15 protein-coding genes and 1 pseudogene are annotated in these 16,555 nt (G+C 70.6%); 5 read left to right on the top strand and 11 right to left on the bottom strand.

Annotated features, from left to right (window positions below; all coding sequences use genetic code 11):
• Window positions 1–316: 316 nt before the first annotated feature.
• Complete coding sequence (locus ACIQKA_RS32925) at window positions 317–553, bottom strand: hypothetical protein (RefSeq protein WP_402119473.1); 237 nt, start codon at window positions 551–553, stop codon at window positions 317–319.
• A 316-nt stretch (window positions 554–869) separates the two neighbouring features.
• Between ACIQKA_RS32925 and ACIQKA_RS32920 the strand changes: the two genes are divergently transcribed.
• The 3 genes from ACIQKA_RS32920 to ACIQKA_RS32910 all read left to right on the top strand — a co-directional run bounded on the left by ACIQKA_RS32920 (window position 870) and on the right by ACIQKA_RS32910 (window position 4,715).
• Entirely contained in the window at window positions 870–3,416 is a 2,547-nt protein-coding gene (locus tag ACIQKA_RS32920) for a Helicase associated domain protein (protein WP_402543187.1), read from the top strand.
• On the top strand, window positions 3,416–3,724 hold the full coding sequence (locus ACIQKA_RS32915; RefSeq protein WP_402543186.1) for a hypothetical protein: 309 nt from the start codon (window positions 3,416–3,418) through the stop codon (window positions 3,722–3,724). The genes ACIQKA_RS32920 and ACIQKA_RS32915 overlap by 1 nt, the downstream gene beginning before the upstream one ends.
• 460 nt (window positions 3,725–4,184) lie before the next feature.
• Window positions 4,185–4,715, top strand: a complete 531-nt coding sequence (locus ACIQKA_RS32910; protein ID WP_402543185.1) for a GNAT family N-acetyltransferase — start codon at window positions 4,185–4,187, stop codon at window positions 4,713–4,715.
• Window positions 4,716–4,938: 223 nt separating this feature from the next.
• On the opposite strand, the gene ACIQKA_RS32905 is transcribed toward ACIQKA_RS32910, so the two are convergent.
• Both ACIQKA_RS32905 and ACIQKA_RS32900 read right to left on the bottom strand, forming a co-directional pair.
• Window positions 4,939–5,148 carry a hypothetical protein gene (locus ACIQKA_RS32905; protein WP_402543184.1) on the bottom strand — a complete coding sequence of 70 codons (210 nt, stop codon included), beginning with the start codon at window positions 5,146–5,148 and terminating at the stop codon, window positions 4,939–4,941.
• A 210-nt stretch (window positions 5,149–5,358) separates the two neighbouring features.
• Window positions 5,359–6,300, bottom strand: coding sequence for a ribosome-inactivating family protein (locus tag ACIQKA_RS32900; protein ID WP_366379363.1), 942 nt, complete (start codon window positions 6,298–6,300; stop codon window positions 5,359–5,361).
• 1,121 nt (window positions 6,301–7,421) lie between these two features.
• Between ACIQKA_RS32900 and ACIQKA_RS32895 the strand changes: the two genes are divergently transcribed.
• Window positions 7,422–7,715, top strand: coding sequence for an STAS domain-containing protein (locus tag ACIQKA_RS32895; RefSeq protein WP_402543183.1), 294 nt, complete (start codon window positions 7,422–7,424; stop codon window positions 7,713–7,715).
• A 295-nt stretch (window positions 7,716–8,010) separates the two neighbouring features.
• On the opposite strand, the gene ACIQKA_RS32890 is transcribed toward ACIQKA_RS32895, so the two are convergent.
• The 8 genes and pseudogenes from ACIQKA_RS32890 to ACIQKA_RS32855 form a co-directional block, all read right to left on the bottom strand.
• Window positions 8,011–8,487 (bottom strand): hypothetical protein, encoded by a 477-nt coding sequence (locus ACIQKA_RS32890; protein ID WP_402543182.1) that lies wholly within the window; start codon window positions 8,485–8,487, stop codon window positions 8,011–8,013.
• Window positions 8,488–8,898: 411 nt separating this feature from the next.
• The gene (locus ACIQKA_RS32885) at window positions 8,899–9,708 is read right to left on the bottom strand and encodes a replication-relaxation family protein (RefSeq protein WP_402543181.1); all 810 of its coding nucleotides are present in this window, start codon (window positions 9,706–9,708) and stop codon (window positions 8,899–8,901) included.
• A 375-nt stretch (window positions 9,709–10,083) separates the two neighbouring features.
• On the bottom strand, window positions 10,084–10,554 hold the full coding sequence (locus tag ACIQKA_RS32880; RefSeq protein WP_402543180.1) for a hypothetical protein: 471 nt from the start codon (window positions 10,552–10,554) through the stop codon (window positions 10,084–10,086).
• A 456-nt stretch (window positions 10,555–11,010) separates the two neighbouring features.
• Entirely contained in the window at window positions 11,011–11,337 is a 327-nt protein-coding gene (locus tag ACIQKA_RS32875) for a hypothetical protein (protein WP_402543179.1), read from the bottom strand.
• Window positions 11,334–12,488: pseudogene (locus tag ACIQKA_RS32870) on the bottom strand (relaxase domain-containing protein); the annotation flags it as partial. The gene ACIQKA_RS32875 and the pseudogene ACIQKA_RS32870, both read right to left, overlap by 4 nt.
• A gap of 72 nt (window positions 12,489–12,560) precedes the next feature.
• Entirely contained in the window at window positions 12,561–13,760 is a 1,200-nt protein-coding gene (gene tgmC, locus ACIQKA_RS32865) for an ATP-grasp peptide maturase system methyltransferase (RefSeq protein ID WP_402543178.1), read from the bottom strand.
• A complete protein-coding gene (gene tgmB, locus ACIQKA_RS32860) occupies window positions 13,757–14,743 on the bottom strand; it encodes an ATP-grasp ribosomal peptide maturase (protein WP_402543177.1) in 987 nt (328 codons plus the stop codon). Before tgmB ends, tgmC begins: the two co-directional genes overlap by 4 nt.
• A gap of 4 nt (window positions 14,744–14,747) precedes the next feature.
• Complete coding sequence (locus ACIQKA_RS32855; RefSeq protein ID WP_402543176.1) at window positions 14,748–15,014, bottom strand: putative ATP-grasp-modified RiPP; 267 nt, start codon at window positions 15,012–15,014, stop codon at window positions 14,748–14,750.
• A gap of 160 nt (window positions 15,015–15,174) precedes the next feature.
• On the opposite strand from ACIQKA_RS32855, the gene ACIQKA_RS32850 reads away from it, so the two are divergent.
• Window positions 15,175–16,542: a Tat pathway signal protein gene (locus ACIQKA_RS32850; protein WP_402543175.1), complete on the top strand. Its 1,368-nt coding sequence runs from the start codon at window positions 15,175–15,177 to the stop codon at window positions 16,540–16,542.
• The last annotated feature ends 13 nt before the right edge of the window (window positions 16,543–16,555 follow it).

The following is a 16,555-nucleotide window of genomic DNA, read 5'->3' as shown; positions in this document are numbered from 1 at the left end:
CCCGCGGAGCGGGTACCCCATCGCTGCGCGATGGGCAAGCGAACCACCGGGCTGCGCCCGGTGGTTGCGCTCCCGCTCCGCGTCCGCGCCGCACCTCGCTGCGCGAGGTGCGCACCACCCGGACTGCGTCCGGGTGGTGACGGCCTGTCCGCTGCGCTCCCAGGCCGGGCCTTGCCTCGCAAGGCATGACTGGTGCTCCGCTTCGCTCCGCACCAGGTTGGGCGGGTCCGCTGCGCTCCCCCGACCAACGGCTCCTCCGGCTGCGCCTGCGGGCCTATGGCCCGCTGGCGCGGGCCGGGCTGGCTACGGAAGCGGGCTACTCGATGTGCCCGGTCGTGGGGTCTACCTGCTTCAAGAAGTCCTGCGCCAGTGCGTGGAGTTCCGGCTCGCTCAATGCCCTGGCCGGCTGTACTGCGGAAGTGAAGCCGTATCCGGGGTTGGGGCCTGATAGCCAGGTGAAGTCGTACGTGCCCAACTCGTCGGGACGTTCGGTGACGTCGAACGTCTCTCCGTCGACCACGAGTGTCGACCGCTGTGTGCTGTGCCTGTCCATGACTGGTCATTATGTCTGGTGCTCTGACATCGATCGTGCGTGTCGGCACTCTTCGTATCAGCGCTTCAGGGAAGCGCGGGCTCCGTGTGCTTCATTTTTTCATCCGAGATAAACTATGGACTCGGAGAACACAACTCCGGACCTCTCCGAAGGGTTATCGAGATCCATCCCACGGCCTTGCTGGTGCTCCGGTGAGGCAGAGCAGCCACCCGATCACGTCAGTCCAACCGTAGCCCTAGTGGCTCCTCCACGTGCAGGTTTCCCGTTTCCCGTCGCTCGAATCGACCAGATGGCACCCTAGGAGAAGGCAGGCGTTATGTCGAGCACAGAACGCGTTGATCAGCGCGAGGCGGCCCAGCGAGAAGCCGTTGACGCGGTCGCGCGTGCCCTGGAATTGCCTGCAAGATCACTTGTGCCCGAGCGGGGGCTTCGAACGCAGGTGATCATGGCGACCGGGTCCGGGAAGACTCGAGTGGCGGTCCGCAGCGCGGAGGAGCTCCACGCGGGCCGTGTGCTGGTGCTCGTGCCCTCTCTGGACCTGCTCGCCCAGACCGAGGCCGCGTGGCGCGAGGGAGGCCGTCGTGGGCCGATGATCGGGGTGTCCTCGCTGCGGGGCGAGGAAGCGTCTTTCCCCAACACCACGGACGTGGACGAGCTGGTGGAGTGGACGCGAGGGTTGGAGAAGGTCACCGTGTACGCCACGTACGCCAGCCTCGGTCTGGGCACGCTGGAGCGGGCGCACGCCGCGGGTCTCGCGGCTTGGGACCTGATCGTGGTGGACGAGGCCCACCGTGTTTCGGGCCGGATCGGGAAGCCGTGGGCGGTCGTCCACGACAACCAGAAGATCCCATCCCTGCGCCGCCTGTACATGACGGCCACGCCCCGGCTGTGGCAGCTCGGGGACGACGATGCGGCCGGCGCACCGGGCGAGCTGGTCGCGAGCATGGAAGACGACCCTGAAGGTCCCTTCGGCAGCCGCTGCTTCACTCTCACCCTCTCGGAGGCGATCGACAGGGGAATCTGTGCCCCCTACCAGGTCGTATGCGTGGACGTCACTGACACCGCGCTTCAGGCCGCGCAGCTCCTGGGCGCCGAAAGCCGGTCGGCAGAGGTCCGCGGAGCCCGGCTCGCCGCGCTCCAGACCGCTCTGGTGAAGGCGTCGGCGGAGGAGAGCTTCCGGCGCACGCTGGTCTTCCACCACGTCGTGAAGGAGGCCGAGGCTTTCGCGGTCGGCCTTCCGGACGTCGCCGCGCAGCTGCACGCATCCGACCCCGAGCTGTACCCGCGCACGGTCTGGGCGGACTGGCTGTGCGGCGATCACAAGCCCCTCTACCGGCGCCGGGTCCTGACCGAGTTCGAGGACGGCGTCGACGAGGACGGCAACGTGGTGGAGAAGGCGTTCCTGTCGTCGGTGAAGGTCCTGGGCGAAGGCGTCGACACCCGCCGGTGCGACTCGGTGTACTGGGCCGACGTGCGCGGCTCGATGCCCGACCTCGTCCAGGCCGTCGGCCGCGCGCTGCGGATGCAGCCCGGCGAGGGGAAGGTCGCCTCCCTTGTCGTGCCCGTGCTCCTGAGGCCTGGGGAGACGGCGGACAACATGCTGACCTCCCGGGCGTTCGGCGGGCTCGCCAAGCTCCTGGAAGCTCTCAGGGCGCACGATGCGCGGGTGGTGGAGGCGTTGGCGGAGCAGCAGCGGCCGAGCCGCTACACCCCCGTCAGCAAGGACGACAGCGGGTCGGGTACGCGTGGAAGCGGGAAGGGCTCCGGGGGCGTCAGCGCCCCCGCCAGAGCGTTGCTGAAGTTCTCCACGCCCCGCGACCCGGCACAGTTGGCGGCGTTCATCCGGCTGCGGGTGATCAACCCCGAGCACGAACACTGGCGGCGCGGCATCGAGGCCGCCTCCCTCTACCACCGGCTCCACGACGGCCTGCGCGTGCCGTTCACCTTCCGGGTCCCGGCCAGGGAGGAGGGTCAGGAGGTGCAGGGCGAAGGGTGGCCGGCGACGCTCGCCGGTTTCCCGCTGGGGCAGTGGATCGCCGACAACCGGCGCTTCTACGCTCGTGGGGACATGGCCCCGGATCGGGTCGAGGAGCTGGAGAAGCTCGGCATGGTCTGGTCCCACCACGACGTCGCCTGGGAAGAGGGCCTGACCGCGGCGCGCGGGTGGGCCGCCGAGAACGGGCACCTCCTGGCCCCGCTCGGCGCCGTCTACCAGGGCGCGGCGGTGGGAATCTGGCTGAAGAACGCGCGGGCCGCCGCCCGGCGCGCGGCCGAACTGGAGCAGCGCCAGGCCGAAGGGCTCCCCGTGGTGTCGTGGGCCGGGGCACTGTCAGAGGCGCGGCGCGAGCAGTTGGAAGAGATCGACCCGTCCTGGTGCCCGAGCTGGCCGGTGGAGTGGCAAAGGGCATTCCACCTCGTACGCCAGCACCTCGACGAGGGCGGAACGCTGCCGGTGGCGGCCGGGAAGGTCGTACGACAGGGCGAAGACCTCGGACGGTGGGTGCGGGCGCAGCGGATCGGGTTCGACAAGCTCACGAGCGTGCAGCAGTGGATGTGCGAGCACGCCCTCGGCATCACCCCCGCCACCGAGAAGGAAAGGCCGAAGGCCCGGGTGAGCCAGGCGGCCAAGTGGGCGATGCACTACGCCGCCGCCCGCCAGTTCTACGAACGCGAGGGGCATCTGACGGTTCCGAGGAAGCACGTCGAGACCCTCGTCTTCGACAGCGGCAACGGCGAGGGCCGGGAGCGGCGGGAGGTGTCGCTCAAGCTCGGCACGTGGATCGGCAACCAGCGCACCCGGGCCGTGACGTTGACGCCGGAGCGGATCGAGCAGCTCTCCCGGATCGGGATGAGGTGGGCGTGATGGGTGTGGGCGTCGCCGTGGTCGGGGCGCTCGCGGCCGGCTATCTCCTCGGCCGGGTGCGGCTGTGGCGGCGCCTGGGTGACTGGGCGGTCGACGAGTTCCGGTTCACCGGGCCCTGGGTGCTCGGCGGCCGGGGCCGCCAGGCCGTTCTGATCCTGCCCCACCTCCTCGCCGAGCCGCGCGCAAGCTGGCAGATCGCGCGCGCCTCGACCACGAAGACACTCCTGCGGACGCCGGTATCGGTACCCGTACGCGACCCGGAGTGGGCTGCCCGGCGGGCCCGAGACGACGAAGGAGGAGCGGCATGAGCACGAAGTCGTACGAAGCGGGCGCCTACGGACTGGAACTGGCCCGGATCCGCCGACACCAGGACGAGGCGGTGAACGCCCGCCTGGAGGTGTTCCGAGCCCTGGCCACCGCCGGGGTGCCGACCGAGCGCGCGGACGAACTCGTCGCGACGCAGCGCGTTCGTAGCCGGTCGGCGGGTCCTCCTGCCGGGCGCGCGGGCGCCGGCCCGGAATGCCGCCGCGACCGGCGCATCCTTGACGGTCTGATTCACGGCCGGCAACGAGATCCAGTACCTGTTCGCAGCACTGATCCGCCCAGTCCACGGCCCTCCCGCCTTCTGTGCTGGTCCCACTGGCAACACAGGCATCAGACCGGAGCGGGCCAGTGTCATACCGTAGGCAGGCCGCCGCCCGACCCTGAAGATCAAGTTCTAGGGCTGGAGCACTAGGGTGGCGGGAGGACAGGAGGTGTCAGGCGGTGATGACCGTGGTGCTGAGCTCGACCGACCTGACGCTGCGCCCGTGGGAGCTGGGTGACGCCGACGCGCTGGCGGCACTGGCCGATGACGAGGAACTGCGCCGTTGGACGTCGCACCGGGTGGCCGGGCCGCAGGACGCGGCGCGCTGGATCGCTACGCAGGAGGCGGGATGGGAGTCCGGGGAGCGCCTCGGTTTCGCCGTCCTCATGACTGGGCGGGTCGTGGGGCACATCGTTCTCAAGCGGCCCGCGAGTAAGGCATGTGGCGAGATCGGCTACTGGACGGGGGCTGCGGCACGGGGTCTTGGTGTCGCTTCCAGGGCCGTGGAACTGTTGACGGCCTGGGCCTTCGGCACCGGGTCGGGAGTGGTGCTCAGGCGTCTGGAACTGATCCACAGTGCGGGCAATCCTGCCTCCTGCCGGGTCGCGCAGAAGGCGGGCTACGTCCTGGAGTGTGTCCTGCCGCCTCGTGCACCGCATGAGGCCGAGAGGCACCTCCACGCGCGCGAACGCGAGGCCGTTCCTCCGCCATGACAAGCCGGGCCAGGCGATCGCACCACCGGCTCATACGGAGAGTGGGAGGCGCGACAACATCTGCGATCTCTCGGTTTCATGGCAGTGCACCACCTGCACAGGTGCCGCCCCCGTGACAGTGAGATCACCACGATCTCTCACACCTATGACAGCGCGCTCCACTCAAGAAAACCGGGTCGACCTGCGGCAATATGCCGCCCCACCACTGTCTCTCACTCTGCTGTCACGAAACCGAGAGATCGCACTTGTGCCACAGCCGGGCCGCCTCCACACGGACGCCGAGCCCGCGTATCGCCTGATCCGGGCTGAGGGGTACGTGCCGGTCCAGGAGCGCGGGCAGGTCCCGGCGGTGGGCGAGGGTGGCCACCTGGTCCGGGTGGGCGTCAGGGAACTCCGCCTCCCCACCGAGGGAGACCAGAAGACCCGCCTGCACCAGCTGCCTGACCCCTGCCGCAGTCACTCGGGGCCGACGGCGCGGCAACGGGTCCCCCAGCGCGGCTGTCAACCGGTCCGCCGGCGCCCCGGCCCAGAGCACGCCCGACAGGGCCGCCCGGATCTGTGCCCGGGCCGACTGCGGTGCGCGTACGGGAGCCGGGGCCCGGTCCTTCCCGGACCGGACCCCGGCTCCCGTACGTGTTACCGGTCAGAGGCCGCTGCCCTGGATCGCGAGGAAGGGGGCGATGCGGGGCCGGCCGGTGCTGTCGTCGTCGTCACCGTCGCCGTCCCAGATTTGCCTCAGGCTCCCGTAGACCCGCCCGTTGATGTTCACGGCAGTCACGTTCCGACCCGCTGCCGACCGGTGGGCCAGCGAGGACAGGGTGTCCCAGTTCATCTCCAGATCGGTGCCGAACTCGCCGATGTGGTCCGGGCTGCCCGGGTAGTCGGGGTCCCCGTTGTAGATGAGAGTGCTGGCGATACGATCCGCGATCCAGCCGAACCGGGTGGCCTCGGAGGTGGCGCCGATGAAGTAGGCCAGGGCCCGCCGCACCCCGCTGCTGTTCAGGTTGTTCGCGTTCGCGGCCTCCAGGGCCCGCCAGTGGAGACTGAACCTGGCCGCTGTGTACGCCTCGGCCCCACGCCACTCCTCACTGGCAGACAGCGACGCGTAGCTCCCGTTGGAGTCGATCGCACGAACCAGCGGAGCCGTCCTCAGGTTGTCGTGGACCCGGATCTCCTCCGCCAGGTGCGCACTGTAGGGGGCGTTGATGCGGTAGTGGTTTCCATGAGCCGAGAAGCCCATCAAGTAGAGGTTGTCAACGGAGTAGTACAACGCGACATCGGCCCGCTGCGCGCCGTTGGGGTTGCGGGTGGTCGCCTCGTTGTTCCAGAGCAGGATCCGGATGACCCGGTTGGTCCTGGTCCCGGGAGCGATCGTCGTGTCGTAGACACCGGGCAGACCCTGCGTACCGGCCATCTCCTGGCTGGCGAGCTGGCGCATCCGGTTCACGACGTCCTGGTAGTACCGCGACTGCCGCGCGGCGGCCGAACCGCCGCGCGGTGCGTCGTAGTCCTCCATGTGCCAGTCGATGTCCGTCCACCGCTCACTGGTATTCGCCTGGGCCTCCGGCGCAGCCGCACCGTTCACGAGACCACCCACCGCAGCCATCGCGAGCAGCAACGCACCCGCTCTCGCCCCTGCCCGGCTCCAGAGGGACTTCAACTTCATAACGACCCAAGCTCCCTGAAAATGCTTCCGCGCACAGTGCACGGCGAGTTCCCCCTGCCACGTATGCCACTGCTTCGGGGCACCGCGTTCACGCAGGACTGACAGCGAAGAAGAAGGCCACCACCCCGCCTACCGGACCCGTCCCCGCAACAGCGGACGGGCCGGTCCCCCGGCAAGGACACCGGCTTCCTCCTCAGACCCCCAAGAAAACCCGCCCCAACAGAAATGGGACACGAAATTCCACCCGCAAAACTGTGAACCGCCTACTTTTGCGCACCCCACTCGCAAGCCGTTTTCCACAGCTTGCACACACCGCACCCCCTCCGGCGTGCCCTCGCTGGCCTGGCACCAGTCGTACCGGATCGTCGTCACCGGAATGGGGTCCACCCACGCCCCTTCCCGCCAGCCTGCGACCGCCCACACGTATCAGCCCGGCCAAGGCCCGTGCCAGCCACACACGCATCCAGGGGCCCTACCGACCGTCGCCAGCTGGCACCGCGCCGACGCGCTGGAGCAAACGGCGGCTGCCTCGGCCGACGCCGTCCACCCGCCGGGGGGGGGGGGCCCCCGGGGGGGGGGGCCCCCCCCCCGGGCGCGCCCCGGGGGGGGGGGGGGGGGGGGCGGCCCCCCCCCCCCCCCCCGGGGGGGGGGGCGCGGGGGGACAGGCCCCACGGGCCCCCCCCCCCCGCCCGCGGGGGCCCCGCGGCCCCGGCGGGGCCCACCGGGGGGGGGCCCCCCCCCGCGCGCCGCCCCCGGGGGGGGGGCCCCCCCCCGGGGGGGCCCCCCCCCCCGGCCGGTGACTCACCGGTGAGTGGGCCGGTGAGTCACCGGCCCAGAGGCCCGCCTCGGGTGCAGGCGCGACGCTGGAACTGGCCCATCTGCCCGACCACGCCTGCGACTGCTGGACCTCACCGGCACCCCGGCCCTTGTTCGCCCTCACCCCCGGTAGGGGCCAGCCCCCTGGTGCGGGGTGTCAGCGTGGGCGGGACATGCCGTACGGTCACCGGGTAGATCCACAGGCGATTGAAGGGAGGTCGGTGATGGCGCCCCAGGTGACGGTAAAGACCGACCTCGACGGTGTGCGGGCGGTCATCTGCTCCGGCGAGTTCGACATGGACACCATCGGCCAGCTGAGGGAAACCTGCGCCGAGGCCGACCCGGCCGGCCTCCTGGTGGTGGACGTCACCCAGGTGTCGTTCGCCGACTCCACCTTTGTCAACCTCCTGGTCCACCTCCGCAACACCCGCCCGCTGGCCCTCCAAGGCCCGCTCCCCCACCAGCTGCACCGGGTCATGGAGCTCACCAGCGCGCTGGCCCTGTTCGAGATCCACTGACGCCACCGGCCCGGCCAGGTGAACCGGATGTGGCGGATATCCGGAATCTGCCGAAGAACCTGGGGCAGTCTCATCCTATGAGGCCCCGACCCGGCAGAACGCGGCTCCCCTCAGCAATGAGCTGTGCGCAGGCGCGGGACCCCGGCGAGCCCGGTGTCCGGGCCCGGATCTACGCCGACGTCCTGCGCCCGGGACGGGAAGCCCCATAGCCGCAGGCCCTGGGCAAGCCGCCTTCGCGGAGGGCTTGCCCAGGGTCGCCTCCGGCTTGCCCAGGTGCTCAGGCTTGCCCAGGTGCTCAGGCTTGCCCGGCCGTCGGCGCCCACAGGGGGTGAGCACGCCCGGTGCCGTGGCAGTGGGAGCACAGTCCGCCGCCGGGCGTGCTGTGCGCGTCGATGGTGGTGACGGCGTCGCGCAGGAGTTGGGTGAGACCGTCCACGTGGTCGGTGTGGAGGGCGAGCTGGTGGCGCTTGCCAAGCAGGATCTCCAGCGCGGTGCCCGGCGCGGCGGCGCCCAGTTCGTAGGTGATGCCGCGGGTGACCGTGGTGATCAGATCGTGGACGTGGCCCATCGTCTCCCCGCCGGACAGCTCCACTCGCGCGGTGAAGGCGATGTCACCGGGCCGGGTGAGGGAGAGCAGCGCGTCGGCGCGCACGAAGGGAAGGAGGGGCCCGACGGGTTCAGAGTGGGTCTGGCGGAGAGCGGCGAGGGCGTGCCACATGCCCCCCGCATCGCTGGGCACGGGCCCCAGGTTGTTCTGCTTGTTTCGTCTCATGGCTCCGGTGTACGACCGGCGAGGAGGCGTCGGCCGGCTCCAGGCATCTGCGTCCCGGAGGGTGACGCCGCGACTTCAGGAGCCGTCCCGCCCCGTGATCAGGATGCTGGGCAAGCCCTCCGCACCGAGGGCTTGCCCAGCAGAACCCGTGACCGGCCGGCAGGCCGGTCGTGACCGATCCGTCTCTCGTGATCGGTCAACCAGCACGTCAGCGCCCTGACCGGTCCATGCAACTCCCGGCCTGGGCGGTGACCGGTCATCGGTCACGTGTCATCGGTCAGCCGCGCCCTGGCCGTGAAGGCCAGCGGTGGCCGTGACCGATGCCGCCCTGCCGACGAGCGCTGGCCGGGATGGGCAAGCCGGTGTTCGGGATGGCTTGCCCAGGCTCCCCTTGGGCTTGCCCAGCGCCGGTCAGCGGCCGATGGCTTCGGGGTAGCGGGAGCGGCGCTCGTGCGGGTCGTCGACGCCGATCTCGTACCAGGGCTCGCCGCGCTGGAGACTGGGCAGGGTGTTCGCCCACACCGCGATGGTGATGCCCTGCACTGCGGCGGTGAGCGCCTGGAGGCGGTTGTCGAGGAGGTGTTCGGCCTTGCCCGCCAGGACGACGTGCAGCCGCGGGAAGGTGGTGGAGCGGGTGTAGCGGTGGCGCTGCCAGAACGGGTACGTCCCGCCGATGGTGCCGCGGGCTCCCTCCCAGACGCGGTGCCCGGCGTAGCGCTCGTAATCCCAGACCTCCTTCGCGAGGCGGGCCTGAGACAAGGTGCCGTTGTCGAGTTCGAAGAGGCGAACCTCGCTGGTCCTGGTCGGCACGGCCAGGACGGCGTCGGCATTGAAGGACAGGCCGGTCTCCTTGATCGCGTGGTTGACCTCCACCTGCCAGTCGGTCAGGTACTCCCGGCGACCGCGCAGGACGGTGTCGGTGTAGGCGAGGATCGTGTCGGTCACCGCGAGCCCGTGCGGGCCGAAGCCGGCGCGAACGGCCTTCGCTCCGGTGCCGGCCTTCGGTCGTGCCGGTAGTTCGTTGCCGTCGGCGAGAGCTTTCTGCCCTGCCGGGGTGAGGTTCCAGATCTTATGCTTGCCGTCTTTGCCGTTCGTCTCCGCCAGCCCGAGGCTCTCCAGTTCCACCATCGCCCTGCGCACGTACGACCTGCCGTCCGACTCCTCCGCCGTGATCATTTGGGCCATCTGCCGGACCGTGGCTATCCGTACACACCCCAGCATCCTCAGAGCATCGGCCCGTACCTTCCCTGCTGTGGGAGTGGACTTCTTCCCCTTCGCTGCTGTCTCAGGGTTGGGGAGAGAGGTGTCGGCGTGCCGGGCAGCCCCCTGACGGGCGGTGTGAGCTGCGGTGATGGGCACGACGTTGGAATCGTTCACGGCACTGGACGCGGCACCGGCTTCCGGACCGTCTGCGGGGTTCTCGGCACCCCTTGACCAGGTCGTGTCTCGCTCCGGCTCGGGCTGCCGGGCGCTGCTGGCGTACGTCATCGTTCAGGCTCCTCACGCGGGTGGCGCGGGACTCCGGGCAGAGTTCCGCATTCACCTGCTACAGGTGCCGCCGAAGCCGATCGTGTGACGCCCGTTATCGAGCCGTGATCATGTGGCGGGTGGGGCGCAGAGTTCGGAGGCGATCGTGAACGAGGTGGTCACCATCGGCACGGCCATGGCCGGCGGCATCGCCGCGTGGGTGGTCTGGCCGTGCGCCATGCCGTTGCGGATCTTCCGCCCGTAGTCGAGGTACTCCGCCTGCCGGGCGGTCAGGACCCCGCTCTCCGCGCCCTGCTTGATGAGCTGGTGCAGCGGCTTCTTGCCCGCGCCCGGGATGCGGTCGCGCAGCACGATCTCCACCGCGATCAGGGAGTGCATGACCGCCACGGTGGAGAACTCGTAGCAGTAATAGGACTGGCGCAACAGCTCCCGGGCCGTGCGCAGGACGGTCGCCGCGGCCTCGGGGACGCCGTCGGGCACAACCAGGTCCTCCACGAGGGCGTGCATGTCGGCGTAACTGCCGACGAAGTAGTGGGCGCGTTCGTCGGGCACCGGGAACGGGAGGCGCTGCGTGGTCATCTCCGGAGTCTCCCAGCGACGTGCCGGGTCCGGCAGCGGCTTTTCCCCGACCGTCGCTCAGCGTGCCAGGGCGGAGATTTCTCCCCTCCCGGGATGGGCGGTTTGTCGCACCTGGCGGACCCTGTCAAGGAGAAACGTGCCCGTGGAGAACGTGGTCAAGGGGTGGAGCCGCACCCGGTCAAGGGGGTCGGTGGAACCTGGTCAAGGGGTGGTGCAGAGGGTGGACAAGGGGGTTGGCCGAACCTGGACAAGGGGTGGCTAGGGGAGGGTGCGGATGGTGCACACCCGGTGCGGTGCGGGACATCGTGGTGCGCCCGAGAGTGGAGTCCACCGTCAATCGGGGTGCGCACTGCGGTGGAGTCCACCGAGTGGAGTCCACCGAGTGGAGCCCACCCGATGGAATCCACTCGGTGTCGACTTCGGGGCGGTCCACTCGGTGGACGGTGCTCGGCCTTGTCACCACAGCCAGGCGTTCGAGTGCCGCATCCGGGACAGGGCGCGGGCGTCGCGGCGGGCGGCGGCGCTGCCGATGCGGTTCTGCCGGGGCCGGGGCCGGCGCGCCTGGGCGCCGTAGAACCGTCGGACACCGGCCGCCTTGAGCCGCTTGCGCTGCTTGGCCAGCTCCGCCTTCCTCGTCTTGATGGTCTTCGGCTTCCGGGGACGCTTCCAGATCGGCTGCCAGTGCGTCGGCGGCGCGTATGCCTCGGCGCGCTTCTGCGCGGCCTCCTTCAGCCGGGCGGCAACGGCTTCGATCCTGGGGTCCGCGGGTGGCGTGGTGGTCATGCGATTCCTCCGGTGGGTGGTGTCCGGCCCGGCGCGGGCTGGACAGGCTGGTGGGAGTTCGGCGGCGGGGCCGCTGCGGACTTGAGAGGGAGGCGGCGGGCGGCGGCTCGTTCCCGGACGCCGGCCTGGAGCCGGGCGGCCATCTCGGCCGCGGCGGCCTCCAGCGTCCTGCTGGTCAGCTCCACTGCGACGACGTCTGCCATCGGCTCCAGTTCCCGACTCGTGCGCAGGCGCGGGCTCGGCGTGGTCGGCACGGTAAGGGTGCGCGGCCGGGGCCGGGAGTTCAGGCGGTCCGCGCGGCGCAGCGCGTGGACGCGGGCGGTCAGCGCCCCGGCAGCGCGACGGGCCCGCTCGTACGGGACGGCGGAGCTCTTGCGGGTCAGCGCGCGCAGCACGGCCTGGTCCTCGGTGTCGTGCGGGTACAGGGCGCGCAGGTCGGCGGTCATCCTCCGGCCGCGCCCGACGGGACGGGTGTAGTCGTCGACGGCCGCCTGCACGATCCGTTCGTCCAGGCCGGGCTCGTGGCGGCGGCCGCGCAGGGCGTAGGAAAGGTGGCGGCGGGCTTCGGCGAGCAGGTGGTGGCGTGCGAAAGCGCCGCGCATCACATACACCACGGCGACGACGTCGACGGCCGCCAGGACGATGTCGACCACCGGCCGCACCGCCGCGGCTGCCGCCCTCGCCCGCTCGGCGAGCCGGTAGACGGTGCAGGCACCGAACGCGGCGATCGCCGAATCCCGCCATCGGCTCCGCAGCTCGGTCAGCGACCACAGCTCGGTGCGCTTGGGCGGGCGGGTCTGGTCGGCGGCCTGACAGGCGAGCGCGTAGTCGGCTCGCTCCCCCGGCGGGTGCCCGTGCCGCTTCTCGTACTGGGCGGTGATGACGGGCAGCGCGTCCTCGATCTGCTGGCGGCGGGTCGACTGCCAGCCGATAAGGCGTCGGTCGATCCCGGCTATGTCCATCACGGGCCGGCGCCCCGGGGTCACCTCGCGCGGCTCCCACGCCCACCCGAGCCGGGCCGTCACCTCCTCCATGAAGTGGAGGGTGTAGAGGGTGTCGGCGGCGACGATGTGAGTCATCAGCGAGTCGGCCGACAGGTTGCCCCACTTCCCGTCGTGCGGCCGCCGGGCCCGGACCGACACCACCGCGTGAGCAGGAGTTGGTTGAGCTCATTGCTACAGACACCCCACTTGAAACCTCGGGGTCTTCCGGGTCGGGCCGGATTATGGCCTGGGCAGCGGTAGGTCGGGCAGATGCGGGTGGCTCAGGTACTGTCCGCCGCCTGTGACGTGCAGCGTGAAGGTCTCCGGGTCGGGTCGGCCTGCCTCGTCGTATGCGGACAGCACGCGCTCGATCCGCTCCCACAGTTTGACCGGCCCGCCCTCGCGAACCTCCCACCGGCCGCCAGTGAGGGTGAGGGTGGCGGCGGAGCCATCGGCGACGTCGATCAGGTGCACGATGTCGCCGACGGTCGTCATCTGTGCGTCCGGGACGGCGCATTGGGCGAGGAACCGCAGGTGGAACGCTTCCTCGGTGGCGGCCATAATCCGCTCCGGGCTGTGGTGGATGGTGCGGCCCGTTTCTGGGAGGTCGGCAGCCCAGTGGGCGGGGTTGCCGAATACCGGCGCTGCGTGTGTACGGGCGGACATGAACGACACCGTGCCAGGTAGCAGGCGACCTTCGGCAATGCCGTTTTCGCCGACGGTCAGCAGAACGCGGGCGTAGCCGTAGAGCCAGCCCGACAGGCTGAGCAGGACCTTTCCGCCGGGCCGGGTCTGCGCGAGTAGCGCTGGGGGGACGGTACGGAAGGAGCAGGCGGCCACGATCCGGTCGAAGGGCGCCTCTGGCCAGTAGCCGTACAGGCCGTCGGCCACCGCCAGGGTGGGGGTGTAGCCGCATGCGTACAGCGCGCCGGCCGCCTGCTCCAGGCGGTGGTCGTCGACCTCGATGCTCGTGACGTCGGCCGATCCGAGGAGTTCGCAGGCCAACGCGGTGGAGTAGCCGGTGCCGGTGCCGATCTCCAGCACCGTGTGTCCCTCGGCGATGTCGGCGTCGGCCCACATCCGCAGCACGAGTGAGGGCAGTGTGGATGACGAGGTCGGCGCCCCGCCGTGCCGCACTTGCGGGTTCTTCCAGTCGGGTTCGGCGCCGTCGAACTGCGTGATCAGCGTGGTGTCGGAGTACGCGGCGGCCAGCCACCGGCCATAGTCGAGCTCGGCAGTGACTGGTTCCCACACCGTCAGTCCCTGCCCGTCCGGCTCGTCGGCGGGCAGGTAGAAGCCCGGCACGAACTGGTGCCGCGGCACCCGCTCGACCGCCGCCCTCCAGCCGGGATCGGAGAGGGCACCGTCGGAGGCAAGGGCCTTTGTCATCGTCTCGCGCAGCCGGTCGGCGTCGGTCTCCAGGTCGGCGGGCATCGTCATCGCGCCCCGCCTCCTTCCGTGCTCGTACTCAAGATGTCGGTGAAGGCGGTCGTGATGTCGCCAGCGTCGGGCAGCCAGCCCCACTGGCCGTTGGGGTTGCATTCGATAAACACCCAGTCCTCCGCCGCGTCGCCGTCACCGGTCAGGGCAAAGTCGAAGCAGCCGAAGACCAGGCCGAACGCGGCCAGGTAGCGGTGCAGCGCGGTCTCGATGGGCGCCGGCACGGCGATCGGGTTGTGCAGCAGGGTGTCCCAGTTGCCGCGGCGCCAGTCCAGTGCTCCGTCCGGTGCGGCGATCTGCTGGGCGAACACCCGGCGGCCGACCACGGTGACGCGCACGTCGCCGGTCTTGGGGATCTCCGCCTGGAAGAGGTGGGCGGTCACCGCGAGGGAGTCGTCGAAGGTGCCAGGGTCGACGCGCTGAGCCCAGATCGCGCCAGTGTGCCCGTCCTCGCCCGTGGGCAGGCCGCGAAACGTCTTGTAGATCACGGGTCCGTGGTCGGCGGCGAACTTTCGGGCCTGCTCGATGTCGTTGGTGACCAGCGTCGGTGGGATCGCGAGGCCGAGCCGGATCGCTTGCTGAAGTTGAGCGGGTTTGAAGTCCGCGGCCGTCACTGCGGACGGGTGGTTGACGTAGAAGGCGTCGTGCAGGTGGTTCAGGACGCCGCCCAGCCCGTGCCGGGCCTCGGCGGTGGCGAAGTCGCGCGCTTGCGCGGGCAGATGCTCGAACCGTGTGGCGTAGGGGGTGGGGCGGCGGTAGTACACCGCCACCACCTCCCCCAGCTCCACCTCCCGGCTGCCGGTGACCAGCCGCCCGCTCCAGGCCGGCGATCCGGCGCCGATGCGGGCGTTAAAGACCAGTCCGGCGCCGATGTCGGCCGGGTCGAGACGGACCACGGGTACCTCGCGCTCGTTCAGCGCGGCGATCACCCAGTCTGCGGTGACGTCTTCCAGCGCGGTGACGACCAGGACGGTGGAGGCCATCGGGTCAGTCCGAGTTGTAGTCGGTGGTGTGGTCGTCCTGCGTCTGCGGCTGGGGCTTTTGTCCGTCGCCACCGCCGGACATCGAAGCCGTGCCGGTGGTCTTGCTCGTGCCGTGCTTACCCATCTCCACCACCTGGCCAGCGGCATCGGTGTAGCGAGCGGTCTGCGTGGCCGCATCCAGCGTTACCACGGCGTACGACGGCGGGCCGACCGGGAGCCGGTCGGTAACCAGTCTCATAGCCCACGGAACCTGGGGTGCAAGCGTCGCCATGCGTTCATCCCTTCCCCTCTGCCTCAAGCCGATAGCCGGACGGCTACCGCAGATACAGAATCCGCCCCCGCCCAGGGTCCTGACCAGTACCGTAGGAGCCGCGAACCGTGGCGAAACCACCACGCTCCGTCACGGGTGAATCGGGGAGGGAGAGACACCGGTGCCGAGCAGATCGAGCAATGCACACCTGGCGCTGTGGATCGCGGCCACCGGCCTGTCCCACGGCGAGATCGCCCGCCGGATCGCCGCGCAAGCGATCCGCCAAGGTCACCGGCAGGTCACCCCGGACACCACCCGCGTGCGCCGCTGGATCGACGGCGAACGCCCCCGCCCGCCCGCCTCGGCCCTGCTCGCCGCGGTGATCTCCGACGCGGTCGGACAGCCCCTTACACCCGGTGATATCGGACTGACGGCCGCCGGACCCACACTCAATAGCATCCAGCTCCCCCTGTTGACCGAGGCAGCCGCACAAACCCTGGCCGGATGGACCCAGAGGGACCTCTTCCTCGACCGCCGCGACACCCTCAAGCTCGCCCTCGGCGCCCCGCTCATCCTCGCCGCCGAACGGATGCTGGGCGGCACCGCCCGCCGGCTGAACCGCACGGCCAAGGGCTTCGACGCCGACACCACCGCCGCACTGGAGGAGGTGATCACCTTCTTCACCAAGGCCGACGCCTCCAAGGGCGGCGGCCTGCACCGCTCCGCGATCGTCGCCCAGCTCGCCGAAGTCGCCCGCCGCATCCAGGACGGCGTCCCCGCCTCGCTGAAGACCCGGGTCTTCGCCGCGACCGCAGACCTCGCCGCTCTGGCCGGGTGGGCCAGCCACGACAGCGGACGGTATGCCACCGCCCAGCGGTACTGGTCGTACAGCATCTACGCCGCCTCCGAGGCCGGGCTGGCGGACCGGGGCGTGGAGATCGTCACTCGCATGTCCCACCAGATGATCTATCTCGGGCATCTCCAGGACGCCCTCGGCCTCCTCGACCTCGCCGCGAAGAAGGCGACCCTGCCCGCGACGAAAGCGCTGGTCGCCTCCCAGACCGGAAGGGTCCACGCCGCCCTCGGCAACGAGCAGCATGCCGAGCGACACCTGGGCACTGCCGACGAACTGCTGGCCGCCGGCCTGGACGCCGTGCCTGGCTGGGTGGACTACTTCGACGCCGCCGAGCACGCTGGCGCCCGCGCGGTCTCCGCCCGCGACCTCGCCGGATTCCACGGCGAGCGCCGACTCGCCAGCATCTACTTCACCGACGCCCTGCGGCTACGCAGACCCGGCTTCGAACGGGTGAAGGTCATGGACCGGATCGGCCTGGCCGCCGCCCTCCTCGCCGAGGGCGAGCCCGAGCGCGGCTCCGCCGCCGCCCACCAGGCACTGGACGAAGCTGCCCGCGTCGACTCCACGCTCGTGGCCTCACGGCTCAACACCCTGCTGGACGCCGCCCGCCCCTACCGCACCGGCGCGGTGGACGAGATCCGCACCCGGGCGGCGGATCTCACCGCAGCCCGGCCGACCACCATCGCCGCCTGAGACCATCTAACCC

Origin of the sequence: Streptomyces sp. NPDC092045 (assembly GCF_044756005.1) — a bacterium.
Classification (GTDB): Bacteria; Actinomycetota; Actinomycetes; order Streptomycetales; family Streptomycetaceae; genus Streptomyces.
This window is presented reverse-complemented; position numbering and strand designations above follow the sequence as displayed.